This window comes from Qingrenia yutianensis (assembly GCF_014385105.1).
GTDB lineage: Bacteria > Bacillota > Clostridia > UMGS1810 > UMGS1810 > Qingrenia > Qingrenia yutianensis.
The window spans coordinates 229,541-249,738 of the sequence record NZ_JACRTE010000003.1 but is presented as its reverse complement, the minus strand read 5'-3'; the positions used below and the strand labels follow the sequence as shown (position 1 = coordinate 249,738).

The following is a 20,198-nucleotide window of genomic DNA, read 5'->3' as shown; positions in this document are numbered from 1 at the left end:
TTTTTCTTACTGTTTCGCGAAAACCACCACAAGAAGCATTTTAAACTGTTCCTCGCCGTATACAGCGTGCGGGTGACGCGCCGGCATAACGATAGACTCGCCTTCTTTTATAATGTGTTCAACGCCGTCAACAGTGATTTTTCCCACACCGTCAAGACAAGTCACAAAAGCGTCTCCGCCCGACTCGTGCGTGCTTATTTCCTCGCCTTTGTCAAACGAAAAAAGCGTAATTCCCACACTGTCGTTCTGCACAAGCGTTTTGCTCACGACCTGACCCTTTTGATATGTGATTTCATCTTTAAGCGTCAAAACCTCGGATATATTTATATTTTTTAAAATTCCCATAAAAAAATCTGCTCCTTTTGCTTTGCATATCTTTATTATACACCGATTTTTTCAATTTACAAGTTATTTTTAAAAAACTGCGGATAAATATCCGCAGTTTTGTGCCTTATTGAGCGTCCGCTCTTTTCACTTTTTTGACGCTGTATTTTTTCTTATACGCATCGTAAAGATTGTCAAACGCAAAATTATCGTGCTTGATATTATGCAGATATTCGTGCGCCTCAATACCCTCGTGCTCCGACTGGATAAGACTCACCGCGATGTTTGAACAGTGGTCGGCAATGCGCTCGAAATTCGTGATAATATCCGAGAAAACAAATCCCATATTCGTGGTACATTCACCGCGCTGAAGTCTTTCGATATGATTTGATTTAAGCGTGGATTTAAGCTTGTCAACGACCTGTTCGAGCGGTTCAACCCTTGTTGCAAGCTCGGAATTTTTCTCTTTGAACGCGTGAACTGTAATGTCCACAACGTCCATAACCGCCGCCGCCATAACCCCGACTTCTTTTTTCGCGTCGGGCGAAAACTGAATACTCTTGTCCTTAATTTCCTCCGACGTCTGCATAATGTTAAGCGCGTGGTCGCCCATTCGCTCAAAATCGCCTATACAGTGCAAAAGCTCGGTCGCCTCCTTGCTATCGTCGTGAGTAAGGTTTTCACTGCTCAACTTCACAAGATACGTTCCGATTTTATCTTCATACTTGTCAATATCTTTTTCCGCTTTTGCGATATACGACGCAGTAGGCGCGTCAAAATTGTTTATAAGACCGATAGACTTGTCGATAGACTCTTTCGCCAAATCTGCCATTTGATAAACATATTCCTGGCAGTGTTTGAGCGCAAACGACGGAGATGAAAGAAAACGGTCGTCCAGCATTGCAAACTTGTTTTCCTCGTCGTCGCCCTTGGATTTTACCGACATAACCGCAAGTTTTTCAATATTCTTACAGAACGGCATAAGAATTACCGTCGAGAAAATGTTGAAAGTTGTGTGAATTATTGCAATCGAAAGTGCGCTGACATGCGAATTCATAAACGGGAACGGATAAAAAACGTTAACCGTATAGAAAAGCACCGCAAAAATTACAACACCAATCATTTTTATATACACGCACGACACCGCAACGCGTTTTGAGCTTGTGTTGCCGTTTATTGCTGATAAAACGGGCGTTATGGTCGTGCCGATATTCTGACCGAGAATAATCGGGAGTGCGGTTGAAAACGGAATTGTGCCCGTGAGCGACAATGCCTGCAAAATGCCGACCGACGCCGAGCTTGACTGAATAATCGCCGTGAGCGCCGTACCTACCAAAATACCCATTACGGGATTTGAGAACATTATGAGCATTTTTGCAAAAGCCGCGCTGTCTTTAAGTCCGTCCATAGATGAACTCATTGTTTCCATTCCGAACATTAAAATTGCAAAGCCTACCAGAATTTCGCCGATATTCTGCTTTTTGCTGTTGCCCGACGACATAGTCATAATAACGCCGATAACCGCCAGAATAGGCGTAAACGATGACGGCTTTAAAATTTTGACGAAAAAGCTTTCTCCGTTTATGCCCGAAAGGCTCAAAATCCACGCTGTAACGGTCGTTCCGATGTTCGCACCCATAATAATGCTGATTGTCTGCGAAAGCTTCATTATGCCGGAATTTACAAATCCGACAAGCATAACCGTAGTTGCGGACGAGCTTTGAATTACCGCGGTAACCGCAAGACCGAGCAAAAAGCCTTTCGCCCTGTTGGACGTTAAACGTTCGAGAATATTTTCAAGACGTCCGCCGGAGAGCTTTTTAAGACCGCTTCCCATATTGTCCATTCCGTAGAGAAAGAGCGCCAAACCGCCTATCAATGTCAAAACCGAAAAAATATCCATACCTTTTCTCCCAATATTCAATTTGTTCTTTTCAATCTGTTCATTTATGCAACATATTCATTATAACAGTTAAAAATTAAATTGTCTACCCTTTTTTTGCCAAACTGTCAATATATACAATTATTCGCCTTTAATGCAAAAATTATTGACAAGAACCCAATTTTTTTGATAAAATAGTTTATCACATCAAAATGAGGTCTTAAAATGAACATTGAAACAAGCTGTGAAAATTGTATGAATTACACCTATGACGAGGAATACGACGAATATGTGTGCATTGCCAATATCGACGAGGACGAGTATTACCGCGTTATGTCAAACCGCCGATGTCCGTATTTTCGTTTCGGCGACGATTATACAATAGTTAAAAAACAAATGTAATTATAAAATGCCCCCGAAATCCAATGTTTCGGGGGCATTTGTGCATTGTAATTATGAAATTTAATATTGATTTTAAGGTTTTGCGGTTTTATCCGTTTTCAAAATTACACTCTGTGCGGTTATTTATTATCGCAGTCTTTCATTCCGACTCCCGTCTTTTTGGGACGCAAATCCTCTTCGAGTAAGCGTAACGCTTCACCGAAGCGCTGGTAATGCACAACTTCGCGCGCACGGAGGAATTTTATAACGTCGTTTACGTCGGGGTCGTCGGACAAACGCAAAATATTGTCGTATGTTGCGCGCGCCTTTTGTTCTGCCGCCAAATCCTCGTTGAGGTCGGTGATCGGGTCGCCCGAAACCGCAAGACAAAAGGCGTTAAACGGCGAACCGTTGCTGTTCGCAGGGTAAACACCCGTCGAATGATTTATAAAATAATCGCCGAAGCCCGACTCTTTTACGATTTTGGAGTCCAAATCGCGCGTCAGCTGATACACAATCGCGCCTACCATTTCAAGGTGCGCAAGCTCCTCTGTGCCTATATCATTCAAAATACCTTTAGTCTGCGCGGTGGGCATAGTGTATCTCTGCGAAAGGTAGCGCAGTGACGCGCTGAGTTCACCGTCGGGACCGCCCGACTGCGCGAAGGTATAAAAATTAAAAATAATAATAGAAATCAAAACTTTTTTCGTGCTTATCATACACAATTTTATCTACAAATGAGCGCAGAATTTTATTTTTCACATCATCGGGAATTTTTTCATCGCACATCACGGCAGTTAAATTTTCGTACTTTTTATTCGCGTTTTCCGTGTTTTTACCGCGTTTTTCCGCGCCGTCAAGTTTAATTTTAAGGCTCTCAACCGTTTTTAAAATCCGCGCCTTGTTCTGCTTATACTCCTCCAGCGTGTCAATCTCGTTTTCGTACGCTTTCTTCACCAAATCAAGCTTTTTCTGCTCCTTTTTAATTAAATCAGCAAAATATTTTTCCTCATTTTCGTCAGTCCGACGCTTTTTAATCCCAAATCCGCCCGTTTCAAACTCCGCGCCGATATGCTCAATCACCGCCTGTACCGCGGTTTTATACGGAATACTGTGCGACACCTTGCACACACCCTTTGTATATTTTCCGCATTGCAGATATTCGCCCGTTTTTATAAGCGTTCCTCCGCACGACGAACACCGCATTATCCCTTGCAGAACGTTTCCGTTAACTGACTTTTTTGCGCACGGTTTATACATATTTTTTTTGCGCAGCGCCTCGCTCTGCGCCCTCTCCCACTGCTCGGCTGACACAATCGGCGTATGTATTCCGCACACGTCACCGCCGTTTAAGCTCCACCGAATTTTGCCGATATAAACGGGATTATTTATAATATACTCCACCGTGCGCCCCTCAAACGGGTTCAAACGATGCGTTTTCGCGCCCATCGCGTTAAGGCGCATTGCAATGTCACGGTAGGACGCGCCGTTTGCAAATTCGCTGAAAATATACCGCACAATTTCAGCTTCTTTTTCGTCCGCAACATACTTTTTATCCGCCATTTTATAGCCGTACGGCGCTATCGTCACCGCCTCGCCGCGCGACGCTTTTTCGTTCATACCGCGTTTGACCTCGCCAGAAAGACGTATGCTGTAATATTCGTCCGACCACTCGATAATACGCTCGATAAGGCCGCCGAACGGGCCGTCGGTGACGGGTTCGGAAATGCTTATCACCTCTATTTTATTTTTCTTAAGCATAGATTTATAAAAAATGCTCTCCTCCTGATTGCGTGCAAAACGCGAAAATTTCCACACCAACACGGCGTCAAACGGCGTCGGTTTGCGCTTGCTTTCGGCAATCATTCTGTTGAACGCAGGACGCTTTTTCGCGCTCCGTCCGCTTATTCCGTCGTCCTGAAAAACAAATTCCTCCGGCAGAATATATCCGTTTTTTTGCGCAAATTCGGCAATGCACTTCATCTGGCTGTCGGGACTGTATTCAATCTGGTCGTCGGTCGACACCCTTATGTATGCCGCCGCATATTTTTTCTCTTTCATATGCAACCTCCCCTTAATGTATTATATTTTCAAACCGAAAATGTGTAACACAAAATGGCGGAAAAACATAGCATAAACGGGGTGAGATAATGAAAAAATCAAAAATTCTCTGCAAAACCGTGCATATTAAAGATCTGTCCGACGAAAAAATTTACACACCGCGCGAATATAAGGAAAACGCGGAGCTGAAAAAATTTGTAAATAAAAAAATCTCCGAAAGCATTGCAAAAACGCTCGGAGATTTTTAAAAATTTATTCATCAAAATAACCCGAAATTTTCTGCGCCGAACGTGAAAGTGCGTCGCGCGAATTTTCAAATTCGGTGTTTATGTACCGGTGGTCGAATTTTTTTATAAAATTCTTAAGGTCACCGAGGTTGCGCTCGAGATGCTCGATTTCGATTTTATAAATTTCGTGCGCAAATTTCTCTTTTTTTGCGCCTTTCAAATGTTTTGACGCCGACTTTAAAAGCTTTTCAAAATGGGGCAGGCAAAATCCCTTTGAATTTAAAAATTTCTCCTTAAATTCCGGCTCGGTTTCGTAAAGATAAATGAGATTTTGCAAAAATTTATCAAGAATATCATCAAGCCTGTCACACACCGCACAGGACGAATTAAGCTTCTCTATATCCGCAGTTTCCGACAAAAGCGCCGTGTCAAAGCCGTCCTTTTTCTTGAAAAATCCCTTTTCCGTCTTTTCGATTTTCTCATTGCCGAGTTTTAAATTTTTTATGATTTCCTCCATATGCGTCTGGGTTACAAGCGCACAGCTCAATTTGTTCGGCGTGTTGAAAATATCGTTAAAATGCTTTTTGCAAAAGCCTTTTTTGTTTGTCACCTCGCGCACGTCCGGCTCCATCATACTCGCGCCGACTGTGTAGTCGATAAGCTTTTTTTCCTCCTCACGCATAAAGGCGCACACCGCACATTCGCAGTTTTTGTCAAACGCGTCGTTTATCGGAATTGTATAAATTTTTTCTTTCATCAAAATTCTCCTTATGTAAATCGTTTTCAAACAAACCTTTTTGCCGTGTTTCGCATACGCACATTGCAAAAACACTCTTTGCGCCGTTAAGCTTTAAAATACGCGCGCACTCGTTAACCGTCGCGCCCGTGGTGAAAATATCGTCTATAAGCAACACGGTTTTGCCTCTTATGTCAAAATTGTTGTTGAATTTATACGCGTTCTTAACCGCTCTGCGCCTTTTTGCCGCCGTCATTTTGGAAAGCGGAGGAACATCTTTAACCTTAAAGAGCAGATTGCTTATAAACTCGCCCGAAAGCGACTTTGACGCTTCGCGTGCGACAAGCTCCGACTGATTGTAGCCTCTTTTTGCAAGACGCGCCCTGCCGAGCGGAACGCACGTGATGATGTCCGCATACGCAAAGCGGAAATCCTCTTTCAGCTTTAAAAGCAGAATATGCGCAAAAGTAGGCGCAAGATACGTCACTGCGTGAAATTTAAAATTGAGAATTGCGTTTCTCATATGCTTTTCGTAATACGACGCACACAGCGCAGAGTCGAAATATTTTGTTTCAAAATCGCGCAGAGGTTTCTCGCGCGTCATACATTTTCCGGCGCACTGTAAACATAGGCTCAAATTTGACTTGTAGCCGAGAATTTTACCGCAGTAAACGCACTTTTTGGGAAAGAATATGTTAAGAAAGGCTTCCTTTACCGTCTTTAAAATTTTCGCCGTTTGCTCCGATGTCAACTTTAGTGTCACCTCTTATAAGAAAATCGCAAAGCCCCGAATAGCGCCTTGTTTCCTTGTTGTTGTCAATCATTTTCCGTATGATATTTTCGCTCCCCACCAGCACCGCAACGTTTTTTGCCCTCGTCACCGCGGTGTATAAAAGATTTCTGTTAAGAAGCATATACGGCCCGTCATACACTGGGATAACAACAATTTTAAACTCACTGCCCTGCGATTTATGCACCGTTATAGCATACGCAAGGTCAAGCTCGTCCAGATTTTTAAAATCGTAAACCACACTTTTTTCGTCCATAATCACCGTCATATTTTTAAGCGAATGATTTATAAACTGAATATACCCGACATCGCCGTTGAAAACACCGCTTCCCTCCTCGCCCGTTTCGGTGTCCGTCCACTTGATGTCGTAATTGTTTCGGTTCTGCATAACCTTGTCGCCCTCGCGGAAGGTTATATCGCCGAAATCCTTTTGATTTTTCTTTATGTCAAACGGATTGATTTTTTCCTGTAATTTTGCGTTTAAGTTTATAATGCCTGCAATGCCTTTTTTATACGGCGAGAGCACCTGAATGTCAAACGGCGAAACGTCATATTTTCTCACAAGCTTGTCGGTGACAAGCGAAATTATATAGTCCGAACCGCGGTTTGCGTCGGGAAGATTTGCAAAGAAAAAATCGGTGTTTTTGCCGTTGTATACGGGCATTTCACCGTGTATGATTTTGTGCGCGTTCACAACAATCATACTTTTTTCAGCCTGTCTGAAAATTTCGGTAAGATAGGTAGTTTTAACAATTCCGCTTTTTATAATATCCTTTAAAACGTTGCCCGGACCCACAGACGGGAGCTGATTTACGTCGCCTGCCATAATAAGGCGTTTGCCGTGCTTTACCGCTTTTAAAAGGCTTTGCATAAGCAGAATATCCACCATAGACATCTCGTCCACAATCACAACGTCGTACGCGAGCGGATTTTCCTCGTCCGCGCAGAATGTAAGATTATCGTCGCCGTCGGAATAGCCTGCACCCAAAAGACGGTGTATCGTTTTTGCCTCCATACCGCAGATTTGCGCCATACGCTTTGCGGCTCTGCCCGTCGGCGCGGTAAGCGCACATTTTAGTCCGCGCATTTTAAAAAGTTCCAAAACCGTGTTTATAATAGTGGTTTTTCCCGTTCCCGGTCCGCCCGTTATTATGCTTGCACCGCATTTTACCGCGTTCATAACCGCGCTTTTCTGGTTTTGCGCAAGGCTGATATTCTGATATTTTTCTATTCGTTCAATCTGTTTTAAAAGCGACGCGTCGTCCTCTTCAAAGTAAACGCCCGCAACATCGCGCATTTTTTCGGCAACATATTTTTCGGCGCAGTGGTGCGCATATGTGTAAATTCTCTCCTCGACGTCCGTTTTTTCGCTGATGATAAGTCCCTGAATAATGAGCGACTCAACGGCAAATTCCACCTCGGCGCTGTCCGCCTCCAAAAGACGGGTTGCCTCCGAAACCAGGATATTCCGCGGAAGATAGGTATGTCCGAAAGTTGTGTTGAGCTTTAACGCATACAGCGTGCCCGATTTAATTCTTCCGGCGTTTGTTTTTGAAAATCCCATAGAAAGCGCGATACTGTCGGCGGTTTTAAAACCCACGCCGTCTATTTCGTCGCACAGAATATACGGATTTTTCTTTATAAAATCCACCGCGCCCGAGCCGATTTTTTTGTAAATTTTCGCGGCAAGATTTACCGAAACGGAATACTGCTGTAAAAACATAACCAGCGTCGACGCGCCCATTTTTTCTATATAGCTTTGGCTTATAAGCACCGCTTTCTGCGCGCTTATGCCCTTTATTTCGGCAAGTTTTAACGGGTGGTTTTCTATAACATCAAGCGTATCTTCGCCGAATTTTTCCACAATTTTTTTCGCCGTCGCCTCGCGAACGCCCGAAATAATTCCGCTCGAAAGATACCTCAAAATCGCGCCCTCGCCCTTCGGCGCGCACTTTTCGTAAACCTCAATTTTAAACTGCTCGCCATAGGTGTGGTGTTCAACCCATTTTCCCGATATTTTAAGCCGTTCGCCCGCACTGACCGACGGCATATATCCGACCGCGGTAAACATAATGTCCTTTGTTTCAAATTCCGCGATTGTATAGCCGTTGTCCTCGTTTTGATATATAATTTCGGCAATCTCGCCGACGTAGCTTTCAAGCGGTGCGCCTTGCATTTTATCAGTCCTTATAAAGTTCTGTAATAATTATAGTCTTTTTGCGTTTTAAAGTCAATATGTTGACATTTTTCTGCGCAGGTGTTATACTTAACAAAACAAGCGAAAAGGAAAAAATATTTATGCGAATGAGAAAGAAAAAGCACCGCGACGACCGTCTTAATGCGTGCGCGGACTTTATTATAAACGATTTTGAAAAAATTAAAACAGAGGAAAAGCTGTTTGACAACGACAACCCCGTGCACCTTGAAATAGGGTGCGGAAAAGGCCGGTTCATCACCGAAACGGCAAAACTTAACCCGAACATAAACTTTCTTGCCGCGGAAAAAAATCTTGACGTTTTGCTTCTCGCCGCAGAGAAAATCAAAAATGAGAACATAAAAAACGTGAAGTTTTTTGCCGGCGACGCGAACAATTTTGCCGATTTTGAGCGCGGAAAGGTTTTTGACAGGATTTATATAAATTTCTGCGACCCGTGGAAGAAAAACCGTCAGGCAAAAAGACGGCTCACGCATAAGAATTTTCTTGAAATTTACAAAAACATTTTAAAAGACGGCGGTGAGCTTCATTTTAAAACCGACAACACAGACCTTTTTGAGTTTTCCTTAAATTCGTTTGCGGATTTCGGGCTTAATATGAAAAACATCACTTTAAATCTTCATAAAAGCGGATTTGAGGGCAATGTTATGACCGAATACGAAAAGCTTTTTTCGGAAAAAGGTCAGCCGATATACCGCTGTGAGGTTGTATTTTAGACTATATTTTTAATTTGGGAGTGAAAAGATTATGGCAAATTTTTTTGACAGGGTTGTATACGAGGTTAACAAGGGCGTTTCGTCGGTTACCGAAAGCTCAAAGGAGCTCTTGGAGAAATCGCGGCTTGACGGCGCGATAAACGAATGTAAAGAGCAAAAACTTAAAATCGCGCAGGAAATCGGCGTGAAAATTTACAATATGTATATGACGGGCGCGGAAGTTCCCGACGCGGTTAAGACGGACTGCGACGGGATTACGCAGAAAATTAACGAAATTAAGGCGCACAAAAGACGTCTTGACGAAATAAGGGCACAGGAGCAGGGCGAGCAGAACACGGCAAAAAAGGTGTGCGAATGCGGATTTGAAAATGCACCCGACTCGAATTTCTGCCAGAAATGCGGAAAAAAACTTAATTAAATTTAAAACGGAACGGCAAAAAAGCCCCACCCCGGTAAGGAAGCATTGCCCTGTTAAACATCTTTTTTGCGAATTTCTGCGTTAAAAAAGCTCGAAATCCGACAGGATTACTCGCTTTTTTGCCTTGAACTTCGTCAAAAAATTTTGTTTTCAGGGTGCAAAGCAGTTTTGAAAATTGTAGTTTAAGCTTTAGACAAGAAAAAAAGACAACGTAATACTGACGTATACGGTGTCTTTTTGACGACGTATAAACTTAAAATACGGATTTCAAAACCAATGTTTCCTTATCGGGGTGGGACTAATTGCCGTTCCGTTTATTTTTATACTTTTAAAATCGGCTGAATTTGTCTGCCCGAAAGCGCAAAATCAAGCGTATCGGCAATTTTCGACATATCGGCAACAAGCGAATTGGGCTTTTTCACCGCGTCGTCCTGCCCGAACGGCACAAAATAAACGTTTTTCGCGTTCATAAGATGCGCAATATTCTGTGCACTTGCGCCCAGTCCGTCATTTGTGGACACCGCAATGACAAGCGGATTTTCGTTTCTTAAATTTGCCTTTGCCGCCATTGCAACGCACGAGTCGGTCATACCGAGCGCGATTTTTGAAAGCGTGTTTCCCGTGCACGGCGCAATGATTAAAGCGTCCAGAATATTTTTCGGACCTATCGGCTCGGCGCCTTTTATTGAAGTGATAATTTCGTTTCCCGTAATGCTTTTTATCTCCGAAATAAAGTCCTCCGCTTTGCCGAACCGCGTGTCGGTGTTATATGTGATTTCACTCATAATCGGTATTACATCCGCGCCGTTTTCGGTTAAATCGCGGATATGCGCAACTGTTTTTTTCAGCGTGCAGAACGAACCTGTCACGGCAAATCCGACGGTAAGGTTTTCAAATTTCACTTTTAAACACCTCCTCAAAAAGAAGATTGCAAACAGTTTCCTTTATTATTTTTCCTGCGTACTGCGGAGCGAATTTGCCCGGCAGAGAGCTTGCAAGAATATATTTAATCTTATTTTCGCGGCAGAAATTAACGTCCGCGCCGTAAGGATAAGATGCAAGGTCAATGATAACGCACCCTTTTTTTAGTTTTTCAAGGCGCGGTGCGTCCAAAATTATGCTCGGAACGGTGTTGAAAATTATATCAAAATTTTGTATACAGTTATCAAGTTTTGCAAGCGGAACTTTTTTGTAGCCGAGCGCGTCAATCCAAGCAAGGTCTGCCTCTTTGCGCGCCTCAACATAGGTATCGGCGCCGAGCGCCTGAAGCGTTTTTGAAAGATGGCGTCCCACTCTGCCGAACCCCAAAACCAAAGCATTTGAGCCGAAAATTGTAAACGGCGTGTTTTCTATGGCAATGCTTACTGCTCCCTCGGTTGTGGGCACACAGTTCGACACGGTGAGATATTCGCTCTCAAAATAATCTATCAAATGCGCACCCCATTTTCGCGCGCTTTTTTTTAGCTCTTCGCTCGCCATACCGCACAAAAACGGCTTATTTTCCATTAAACTCAAAACCTCGTCGAGATATATTTCGTTTGTTGCAAACGGCGCAAAAACGGTTATTTGGTCCTTGGTGACGGGAAGCGGAGTCAAAACCGCATCGCACCTTTCAACCGCCTCGTTTAAATTGGACGGAAAATCAATATCGGGCAAAAACGACGCACTTTTTTTAAAGCCGTACACCGACACGTCAAAGCCGTCACCGCGAAGAAGATTTGCAACCGTTATAAACCGCATATCTCCGCCCAAAATCAAAATATTTTTCATTTTGACAATCCCCTTTTACGCACACATTTTTAATATATATTATGTGAAATTCCAAAATTTGTGCAAAAAAAGAACGGACAAAAAATGTCCGTCCGCAAAGAAATTTCTATTAAATTCAGCCGATTTTCTTTATCACCTTTGACGCGGTTAAAATCACCGGCACCGACTTTGCAATTTGCACCGCGGTTTTTACCGCCGACACCGCAATCATCATAAACGCCGCTATTTTTACCGCCTTTAAACATTTGCACATTTTTACCACTCCGTTTTTATAAATTTATGCTATTATTATTTTCAAATTTTTCAAAATTATGACGATTTTCCTAAATAATTGACAAGCCGTTATTTTACGTATATAATGTATACAAAGGAGCGGTTTTGATGAAAAAGTTTTTTTCGGTTTTAATATTTGTGTTTTTAATATCAACGGCGGTGTATGCACAAAACGAGGTGCGCACCACCGATATTTGCGCGTACATAAACAACTACCCGATTTCAACGTACAACCTAAACAATCAAACCGCGGTGTACGCGTCGGCGCTCAAAAATTACGGGTTTAACGTTGAATGGAACGCAAACGAAAGACGCGTTGACATCACGCTGTCGGACAAGCAGATTTCCGGCACAGACGACGCCGTTTACCGCTTTGACAAATCGGACGCGGGAAAAGTTGTTTCCGCAGCGTCGGATACCGATATTGTGACATATGTAAACGGCAAAAAAACCGAAAGCTTTAACATAAACGGCTACACGGTTATTTACGTAAGTGCGTTAAAAGAGCTTGCGAGCGTTGCGTGGGACGGCGAAAAGCGCGTTGCAAACATTACAATTCCGAGCAAAAATATGAAAGATTTTGAATTTGTTCCGTATAAATACGACTTTGAAATTGAAGTTCCTATGCTGGAAAACACGGTGGACGTTAAAAGAATAGGCGCAGAAAAATGCGATGACGGAATGATTTACAAATACGACGGCGAAAAAATTTATCTCGAGCAGGTTGCAAAATACATCACGCTTATGAAAAACAACGGATTTATCTGCCTTGACGACCCGTCGGTGCCCGAAGACGAAGTTGCGTTTAAAAAGGGCGCGCACAGCGTTGTGCTTTATCTTGACGGCAGTGTTTTATGCCTCAAATTATCATAAATTTTTAGTTTGTAATACGGTAAAACGGTGAAAATAAAAGCAAATACGGGAAGGACGGCAACAAAAATGTTTATACCGAAAAATTTATCTGTCAACGAAAAAAATCATCTTGTAATCGGCGGCTGTGACACGGTGGATTTGGCGAAAGAATACGGCACACCGCTGTATGTTATGGACGAAGAGCATATCCGCACGGCAATGCGCGCATACAAAAACTCGCTCAATTCGTTTTACAGCGGAAACGGACTTATTCTCTACGCGTCAAAGGCGCTTTCGACGATGTATATGTATAAAATCGCGTCAGAGGAGGGACTCGGCGCGGACGTTGTGTCCGGCGGAGAGTTATACACCGCATTGAAATCGGGCTTTGACAGTGAGAAAATTTATTTTCACGGCAACAACAAAACCTATGATGAACTGGAATTTGCAATCGGCGAGAACGTCGGCAGAATTGTTGCCGACAACGCAAGAGAACTTGACATCGTAAACGAAATATGCGAGAAAAAAGGCAAAACCGCAAAGGTGCTTTTCCGCATAAAACCGGGTGTTGACGCACACACGCACGAATTTATTTCAACAGGTCAGATAGACTCGAAATTCGGTGTTGCGATAGAAAACGGAGAGGCTTTTGAAATTGTAAAATACGCAAAATCGCTTAAAAACCTTGAAATTGCCGGTCTGCACTGCCATATCGGCTCGCAGATTTTCTCGCTTGAGCCGTTTAAGCTTGCGGCAAAAATTATGATTGAATTTGCCGAAAAAATTAAAAATGAACTTGGCGTTGAAATTTCCGAGCTTAATCTCGGAGGCGGTTTCGGCATAAAATATATCGAAAGCGACACACCGCCCGAGTATGAAAAATATATTGAGGAAGTGTCGAAAGTCATAAAAACCGAGTGCGCGGAAAGAAACATTAAAATGCCGTTTATCCTTATGGAACCGGGACGTTCACTCGTCGGCGACGCAGGCATTACGCTCTACACCGCAGGCACGGTGAAAGATATTAAAAATGTCCGCAAATACGTTTCGGTGGACGGAGGAATGGGCGACAACCCGAGATATATCCTCTACGGCGCGGAATACGACGCGGCGATTGCAAACAGGGCGAACGAAACTGCGGACGAGGTTGTGACAATCTGCGGAAAGTGCTGTGAGTCGGGCGATATTATCATTAAAGACGCAAAAATGCCGAAAATAAATTCGGGTGATATAGTTGCCGTTATGTCAACCGGCGCGTATAACTATTCTATGGCGAGCAATTATAACCGTCTTTGCCGTCCTGCAATGGTGTTTGTGAAAAACGGCAAAGCAAGCCTTAAAGTTAAACGCGAAACATATGAAGATTTGATTAAAAACGATATTTTATAAAAAATATTTTAAAAACCATAACACAAAAAGCCTTGATAATTCAAGGCTTTTTTGCTTTATGATCTTACCGTGCCGAACGGGACGATGCCCGCATTGTCCCGTCTTATTCGGGTTAATTTTCGGTTCCGTTAAATTTTCTACATATTTTCAATTTCTATCAAATATTTATCAACCGCCTTGGCGCACTCTCTGCCCTCGGCAATCGCCCACACAACGAGCGACTGACCGCGTCTGCAATCGCCTGCGGCAAAAATTTTGCCGTCCGCTTTATACTCCTCGTCATTCGCGTCGATATTTCCGCGGTTTCCTTTTTTAACGTTAAACGCTTTTGTGACATAATCCTCCGCGCCGACAAATCCTGCCGCGATGAGAAGAAGCTCGCACGGGAGAATTTTTTCGCTGTCCTTAACCTCGCTCATCACAAATCTGCCCGTTTTTTCGTCCTCTTTTTTCTCCAAAAGCACGGTTTTAACTGCTTTTAACGCACCTTTTTCGTCTTTTATAAATTCTTTTACGGTGGTTTTGTAAATTCTCGGGTCGCTGCCGAATACCGCGAGCGCCTCCTCCTGACCGTAATCGGTTTTGCAAACCTTGGGCCATCTCGGCCACTCGTTGCCCACGGGGCGCGCGTCGGGGAGTTTTTCCATCATTTCAAGCTGAACAACCGACTTACAGCCCTGTCTTATTGCAGTTCCCACACAGTCGTTGCCCGTGTCGCCGCCGCCGACGATAACAACATTTTTGCCCCTTGCGTCAATGCCGAGCTTGTCGGTTTCGCCCGTCACAAAACGCGTTGCCTCCGAAAGATAATCCACCGCAAAATAAATGCCTTTTGCGTCGCGTCCCTCGGCTTTTATGTCGCGCGCGGTCTTTGAACCGCAGGCAATGATAACCGCGTCAAACTCTTTTAAAATTTCTTTCGCGTTAACATCCTTGCCGATGTCAATGCCCGTTTTAAACTCCACACCCTCTTTGCGCATAATATCCTCACGGCGCGCGATAACGCTTTTGTCAAGCTTCATATTCGGTATGCCGTACATCAAAAGTCCGCCGATTTTTTTCTCGCGCTCGAAAACCGTCACCGAATGACCGCGCATATTTAACGTATCCGCCGCGGCAAGACCTGCCGGGCCCGCGCCGATAACGGCAATTTTTTTACCGCTCGGCACACCCTTTTTCTTGGGTTTTACAAATCCGTTTGCAAACGCATTTTCTATGGTGTAAAGTTCGTTTTCGCGAACCGTCACGGCATAGCCGTTCATAGCGCAAGTGCACGCCGCCTCGCACAGCGCAGGACAAACTCTGCCAGTAAATTCGGGGAAATTGTTGGTTTTAATAAGCCTTAAATACGCCTCGTGCATATTGCCGTTGTAAATTTCGTCGTTCCACTCCGGAATAAGATTGTGCAGAGGACAACCCGTAACAAAGCCGTCCAGCTTCATACCCGACTGACAAAACGGCACACCGCAGTTCATACATCTTGCGCCCTGCTTTTTGCGCTCCTCGTCGTTTAAGGGCGGATGAAACTCGTCAAAATTTTTAACTCTGTCCTTCGGCGGTACAGAATGGTTTGAATGTCTTTCATATTCCAAAAAACCCGTTGGTTTTCCCATCTTTTAATCCTCCTATCTCGACATTTCGTAAAATGCCTCAAGCTCGGCTTCCTTACGGCTCATACCCTTTTCCTCAAAACGTGCGGTGCATTTGAGCATTTTCTGATAATCGGTCGGTATGATTTTCTTAAACAAAGGCAGATATTTTTCAAAATTATCAAGAATTTCTTTTCCGCGTTTTGAATTTGTTTCTTTAACGTGTGCCTCAAGCATAGTTTTGAGCGTTTCAATATCGCTCTTTTCGGCGACACCGCTCATTATAACCATACCTTTGTTAAGGCGCAGATAGAAATCGTGGTTTTCGTCCAGAACGTATGCAATGCCTCCGCTCATACCTGCGGCAAAGTTTTTGCCCGTTTTGCCGAGAACCGCCACACGTCCGCCCGTCATATATTCACAGCCGTGGTCGCCGCAGCCCTCGCAGACCGCAGTTGCGCCCGAATTTCTCACGCAAAATCTCTCGCCGGCGATACCGTTTATATAAGCCTCACCGCTTGTCGCACCGTAGAGCGCAACATTTCCGATGATGATGTTTTCCGACGCGTCAAAAGTGCTTTTATCGTCGGGAGAAACAACCAGTTTACCGCCCGACAGACCTTTTCCGAAATAGTCGTTGCTGTCGCCCTTAAGATTAAGCGTCAGGCCTTTCGGGATAAACGCGCCGAACGACTGACCGCCGCCGCCGAAACAGTTAACCTTGTAGGTATCGTTTTCAAGCGTGTTTTTGAATTTTTTGGTGATTTCCGAACCCAAATTTGTTGCAAAACTTCGGTTTGTGCTTGAAATATCAACGTTTATTTCGCATCTTTCCTTTTTGTCAAACGCTTTTTTAAACTTCGGAATAAGCACTTTTTCGTCTATAGTATCTTTAAGCTTAAAGTCAAATTCGTCGCCTTTCACATAGTGAATGTTCTGTGTTTCGCCGATTACCGACGACAAATCAAGCTTTGTAACGTTCTTTGCAATGCTGTTTTTTCTAACGCGCAGTTTGTCTGTTCTGCCGACAAGCTCGCTCACCGTGCGTATGCCGAGTTTTGCCATAATTTCGCGCAGTTCCTCGGCTATGAACATCATAAAGTTCATAACATACTCGCTTCGTCCGCAAAATCTTTTGCGGAGCGTCGGGTTCTGCGTTGCAATTCCCACGGGGCAGGTGTCGAGGTTGCACACTCTCATCATAACACATCCCATTGTTACCAGCGGAGCAGTGGCAAAACCGAATTCTTCGGCGCCGAGGATACACGCGATTGCAACGTCGCGGCCGCTCATAAGCTTGCCGTCCGTTTCAAGACGTACGCGCGAACGGAGGTTGTTTTTAACAAGCGTCTGATGCGTTTCGGCAAGTCCGAGTTCCCACGGAAGTCCGGCATTGTGCACCGAGCTTTGCGGTGCCGCGCCCGTACCGCCGTCATAACCCGAAATGAGAATTACGCCCGCACCGGCTTTTGCAACACCCGTTGCAACCGTTCCCACGCCTGCCTCGGAAACAAGTTTAACCGAAATATCGGCGTTTTTGTTTGCATTTTTGAGATCGTAAATAAGCTGTGCCAAGTCCTCAATGGAGTAAATATCGTGATGAGGCGGAGGCGAAATAAGCGACACGCCGGGGGTTGAATATCTGTTTTTTGCAATTTCGGGATAAACTTTTTTGCCCGGAAGATGTCCGCCCTCACCCGGTTTTGCGCCCTGTGCCATTTTAATCTGAATTTCCTTCGCGCTCACCAAATATTCGCTCGTAACACCAAACCTTCCTGACGCGACCTGCTTGATTGCGCTGTTTTCCTCGGTGTTGTAACGCGCCGGGTCCTCACCGCCCTCACCGGAATTTGATTTTCCGCCGAGCCTGTTCATAGCAACCGCCATACAGGTGTGCGCCTCTTTTGAGATTGAACCGTACGACATTGCGCCCGTTTTGAAACGTTTCACAATTTCGCTTGCGCTTTCAACCTCGTCTATCGGAATTGCGTCTTTTTCGTCAAACGCAAAATCCAAAAGTCCGCGCAGAGTGTGCGGACGTGTTTCGTCGTCCACCATTGCGGTGTATTCTTTAAACCGTTTGTACGAACCCTTTTGCGTTGCCTCGCGCAGTGCGATAATGGTTTCGGGGTTATACAAATGGTCCTCTTTGTCCTCGCCGCTGCGCATTTTATGCGCGCCGACACTGTCCAGAATTTCGTCGGTGCCAAGTCCCAATGGGTCAAACGCTCTGTTGTGGCGCCATTCAACGTCCGCGCCGATTTCTTTAAGTCCCACACCCTCAACCTCGCTGACGGTGTTGGTGAAATATTCGTCTATAACATTGTGATTTATGCCTATTGCCTCAAAAATCTGCGCCGACTGATACGACTGCAAGGTTGAAATACCCATTTTCGACGCGATTTTGACAATGCCGTTCAAAATTGCGGTGTTGTAGTCGGCAATCGCGGTGTGATAGTCTTTGTTAAGACGGTTTTCGTCAATAAGATTTGCAATGCACTCCTGCGCAAGATAAGGATTTACCGCCCTCGCGCCGTAGCCCAGCAAAAGCGCAAAATGGTGAACATCTCTCGGCTCGCCGCTTTCGAGAATGATTGACACCGCGGTGCGTTTTTTGGTTTTTATAAGATACTGCTCCATTGCCGACAACGCAAGAAGTGACGGTATTGCAACGTGGTTTTCGTCAACTCCGCGGTCGGACAGAATTATGATGTTCGCACCGCCTCTGTATGCCTTGTCGCACTCTACAAAAAGCTTGTCCAAAGCTTTTTTGAGCGACGTGTTTTTATAATATAAAATAGAAACCGTTTCGGTTTTAAATCCTTCTTTTTTGATGTTTCTTATCTTCATAAGGTCAACGTCGGTGAGAATGGGATTTGCAATTTTAAGCACACGGCAGTTTTCCGCTTTGTCGTCCAGAATATTTCCGTCCGAGCCGACGTAAACGGTTGTATCGGTAACGATTTTTTCTCTCAAAGCATCTATCGGCGGATTTGTAACCTGTGCAAAAAGCTGTTTGAAATAGTTAAACAGCGGAGGGTGGTTTTTCGACAAAACCGCAAGCGGAGTGTCGATACCCATTGAAACAATCGGCTCTGCGCCGTTTTTCGCCATAGGCAGAATTGCGCCCGTGATGTCCTCGTAGGTGTAGCCGAAAGCCTTGTAAAGACGCGCTCTTTCGTCGTCGGAATAGTGCTGGGGTTTTTCATTGGGAACGGGGAGCGACTCCAGCGTTGCAAGGCACGCATCGAGATACTCGCCGTACGGCTTTCTTTTCGCGTAATATTCCTTACATTCCTCGTCCGACACAATGCGCTTGTTTTTCATATCAACAAGGAGCATTTTGCCCGGTTTCAAGCGCGATTTTACCAGAATTTCATCGCTCGGAATGTCGAGAACGCCCACCTCGGACGACAAAATAAGTCTGTTGTCCTTTGTGATGTAATATCTTGCAGGGCGGAGTCCGTTTCTGTCAAGACAAGCGCCCATAACGTCGCCGTCGGTGAAAAGTATCGCCGCAGGACCGTCCCACGGCTCCATCATTGTAGCGTAATATCTGTATAAGTCGCGTTTTTCACGGCTTATATTTTCGTCGTTTTTCCACGGTTCGGGAATTGTTATCATAACCGCAAGAGGAAGAGGCATACCGCTCATAACCAAAAATTCCAGAACGTTGTCAAGCATAGCCGAGTCGGAACCTTCTTTGCTTATAACGGGCAGAATTTTGTCCATATCGTCTTTTAATACTTCCGACTGCATTGTTTCCTCGCGCGCCGCCATTCTGTCGGCATTTCCGCGGATTGTGTTAATCTCGCCGTTGTGCAGAATAAATCTGTTCGGGTGCGCTCTTTCCCAGCTCGGGAACGTGTTTGTGGAAAATCTCGAATGTACCATTGCAACGGCGCTTTCGTAGTCTTTATCCTGCAAATCCATATAGAATTTGCGGAGCTGATTTACCAGAAACATACCTTTGTAAACTATAGTCCTCGACGAAAGCGACGCAACATACGTGTTTTCCACGCTTTGCTCGAAAAGACGTCTTACAATGTATAATTTTCTGTCAAAATCAAGGCCTTTTTCCACATTTTCGGGACGTTTTATAAAGCACTGCGCAATATACGGCATATCTTTTTTCGCGTTTTCCGCAAGTACCGACGCGTCAACCTCTGCCTCTTTCCAGGCTAAAAATTCAACGTTTTCCTTTTTGCATATTACCTCAAACATTTTCTGCGCCTGTTTGCGCAAAAGCGCGTTGCGCGGAAAGAAAAACATTCCCACGCCGTAGTCGCCCTCGCCGCCCAAATCTATGCCGAGCTTTTTGCCCGTCTTTTTAAAGAATTTGTGCGAAACGTGAAGCATAATGCCCACGCCGTCGCCGATTTCGCCGGCAAAGTCTTTGCCGGCGCGGTGCTCAAGCTTTTCAACAATCAGAAGTGCGTCCTCAACAATTTTGTGTGACGCTTTGTTATCTATACTCACAACCGCGCCGATACCGCACGCGTCGTGTTCAAACGAAGGTTTATATAAGCTCTTATTATTCCCGTTATTATCCATAATACGGTTACTCCTTCCTCT

18 protein-coding genes are annotated in these 20,198 nt (G+C 44.5%); 6 read left to right on the top strand and 12 right to left on the bottom strand.

Annotated elements, in window-relative coordinates; translation table 11 throughout:
* Window positions 1-6 precede the first annotated feature (6 nt).
* The gene (locus H8706_RS04305; RefSeq protein ID WP_262431640.1) at window positions 7-345 is read right to left on the bottom strand and encodes a cupin domain-containing protein; all 339 of its coding nucleotides are present in this window, start codon (window positions 343-345) and stop codon (window positions 7-9) included.
* A 106-nt stretch (window positions 346-451) separates the two neighbouring features.
* Entirely contained in the window at window positions 452-2,227 is a 1,776-nt protein-coding gene (locus H8706_RS04300; RefSeq protein WP_262431639.1) for a Na/Pi cotransporter family protein, read from the bottom strand.
* Between the two features lie 204 nt (window positions 2,228-2,431).
* Here H8706_RS04300 and H8706_RS04295 point away from each other — a divergent pair, with 204 nt between their 5' ends.
* Window positions 2,432-2,608 carry a DUF6472 family protein gene (locus H8706_RS04295; RefSeq protein WP_262431638.1) on the top strand — a complete coding sequence of 59 codons (177 nt, stop codon included), beginning with the start codon at window positions 2,432-2,434 and terminating at the stop codon, window positions 2,606-2,608.
* A 119-nt stretch (window positions 2,609-2,727) separates the two neighbouring features.
* On the opposite strand, the gene H8706_RS04290 is transcribed toward H8706_RS04295, so the two are convergent.
* A complete protein-coding gene (locus tag H8706_RS04290; protein ID WP_394354518.1) occupies window positions 2,728-3,306 on the bottom strand; it encodes a manganese catalase family protein in 579 nt (192 codons plus the stop codon).
* Window positions 3,263-4,648 (bottom strand): recombinase family protein, encoded by a 1,386-nt coding sequence (locus tag H8706_RS04285; protein WP_262431636.1) that lies wholly within the window; start codon window positions 4,646-4,648, stop codon window positions 3,263-3,265. Before H8706_RS04285 ends, H8706_RS04290 begins: the two co-directional genes overlap by 44 nt.
* A gap of 89 nt (window positions 4,649-4,737) precedes the next feature.
* Here H8706_RS04285 and H8706_RS04280 point away from each other — a divergent pair, with 89 nt between their 5' ends.
* On the top strand, window positions 4,738-4,896 hold the full coding sequence (locus tag H8706_RS04280) for a hypothetical protein (protein WP_262431635.1): 159 nt from the start codon (window positions 4,738-4,740) through the stop codon (window positions 4,894-4,896).
* Window positions 4,897-4,900: 4 nt separating this feature from the next.
* Here the strand turns inward: H8706_RS04280 and H8706_RS04275 are convergent, their stop codons facing one another.
* From H8706_RS04275 to recD2, 3 genes are read right to left on the bottom strand one after another with little or no spacing between them, the layout of a single operon-like run.
* Window positions 4,901-5,632 carry a DUF6062 family protein gene (locus H8706_RS04275; protein ID WP_262431634.1) on the bottom strand — a complete coding sequence of 244 codons (732 nt, stop codon included), beginning with the start codon at window positions 5,630-5,632 and terminating at the stop codon, window positions 4,901-4,903.
* Window positions 5,589-6,362: a ComF family protein gene (locus H8706_RS04270; RefSeq protein ID WP_262431633.1), complete on the bottom strand. Its 774-nt coding sequence runs from the start codon at window positions 6,360-6,362 to the stop codon at window positions 5,589-5,591. The genes H8706_RS04275 and H8706_RS04270 overlap by 44 nt, the downstream gene beginning before the upstream one ends.
* Window positions 6,307-8,577 (bottom strand): SF1B family DNA helicase RecD2, encoded by a 2,271-nt coding sequence (recD2, locus tag H8706_RS04265; protein ID WP_262431632.1) that lies wholly within the window; start codon window positions 8,575-8,577, stop codon window positions 6,307-6,309. Before recD2 ends, H8706_RS04270 begins: the two co-directional genes overlap by 56 nt.
* A gap of 128 nt (window positions 8,578-8,705) precedes the next feature.
* Here recD2 and trmB point away from each other — a divergent pair, with 128 nt between their 5' ends.
* Window positions 8,706-9,332 (top strand): tRNA (guanosine(46)-N7)-methyltransferase TrmB, encoded by a 627-nt coding sequence (trmB, locus tag H8706_RS04260; RefSeq protein ID WP_316636458.1) that lies wholly within the window; start codon window positions 8,706-8,708, stop codon window positions 9,330-9,332.
* A 31-nt stretch (window positions 9,333-9,363) separates the two neighbouring features.
* Window positions 9,364-9,750, top strand: a complete 387-nt coding sequence (locus H8706_RS04255) for a hypothetical protein (RefSeq protein WP_262431630.1) — start codon at window positions 9,364-9,366, stop codon at window positions 9,748-9,750.
* A 320-nt stretch (window positions 9,751-10,070) separates the two neighbouring features.
* On the opposite strand, the gene H8706_RS04250 is transcribed toward H8706_RS04255, so the two are convergent.
* From H8706_RS04250 to H8706_RS04240, 3 genes are all read right to left on the bottom strand, one after another.
* Window positions 10,071-10,652, bottom strand: coding sequence for a dipicolinate synthase subunit B (locus H8706_RS04250; RefSeq protein WP_262431629.1), 582 nt, complete (start codon window positions 10,650-10,652; stop codon window positions 10,071-10,073).
* Entirely contained in the window at window positions 10,642-11,520 is an 879-nt protein-coding gene (dpsA, locus tag H8706_RS04245) for a dipicolinate synthase subunit DpsA (RefSeq protein ID WP_178347212.1), read from the bottom strand. The genes H8706_RS04250 and dpsA overlap by 11 nt, the downstream gene beginning before the upstream one ends.
* 115 nt (window positions 11,521-11,635) lie before the next feature.
* Window positions 11,636-11,773: a hypothetical protein gene (locus tag H8706_RS04240; protein WP_178347211.1), complete on the bottom strand. Its 138-nt coding sequence runs from the start codon at window positions 11,771-11,773 to the stop codon at window positions 11,636-11,638.
* Between the two features lie 128 nt (window positions 11,774-11,901).
* Between H8706_RS04240 and H8706_RS04235 the strand changes: the two genes are divergently transcribed.
* Window positions 11,902-12,666 (top strand): hypothetical protein, encoded by a 765-nt coding sequence (locus H8706_RS04235; RefSeq protein ID WP_262431628.1) that lies wholly within the window; start codon window positions 11,902-11,904, stop codon window positions 12,664-12,666.
* A 66-nt stretch (window positions 12,667-12,732) separates the two neighbouring features.
* Complete coding sequence (lysA, locus tag H8706_RS04230) at window positions 12,733-14,034, top strand: diaminopimelate decarboxylase (RefSeq protein ID WP_262431627.1); 1,302 nt, start codon at window positions 12,733-12,735, stop codon at window positions 14,032-14,034.
* Between the two features lie 137 nt (window positions 14,035-14,171).
* Here lysA and H8706_RS04225 read toward each other — a convergent pair whose 3' ends face one another.
* On the bottom strand, window positions 14,172-15,647 hold the full coding sequence (locus tag H8706_RS04225; protein WP_262431626.1) for a glutamate synthase subunit beta: 1,476 nt from the start codon (window positions 15,645-15,647) through the stop codon (window positions 14,172-14,174).
* Between the two features lie 12 nt (window positions 15,648-15,659).
* Entirely contained in the window at window positions 15,660-20,177 is a 4,518-nt protein-coding gene (gene gltB, locus H8706_RS04220; RefSeq protein WP_262431625.1) for a glutamate synthase large subunit, read from the bottom strand.
* Window positions 20,178-20,198: the final 21 nt, after the last annotated feature.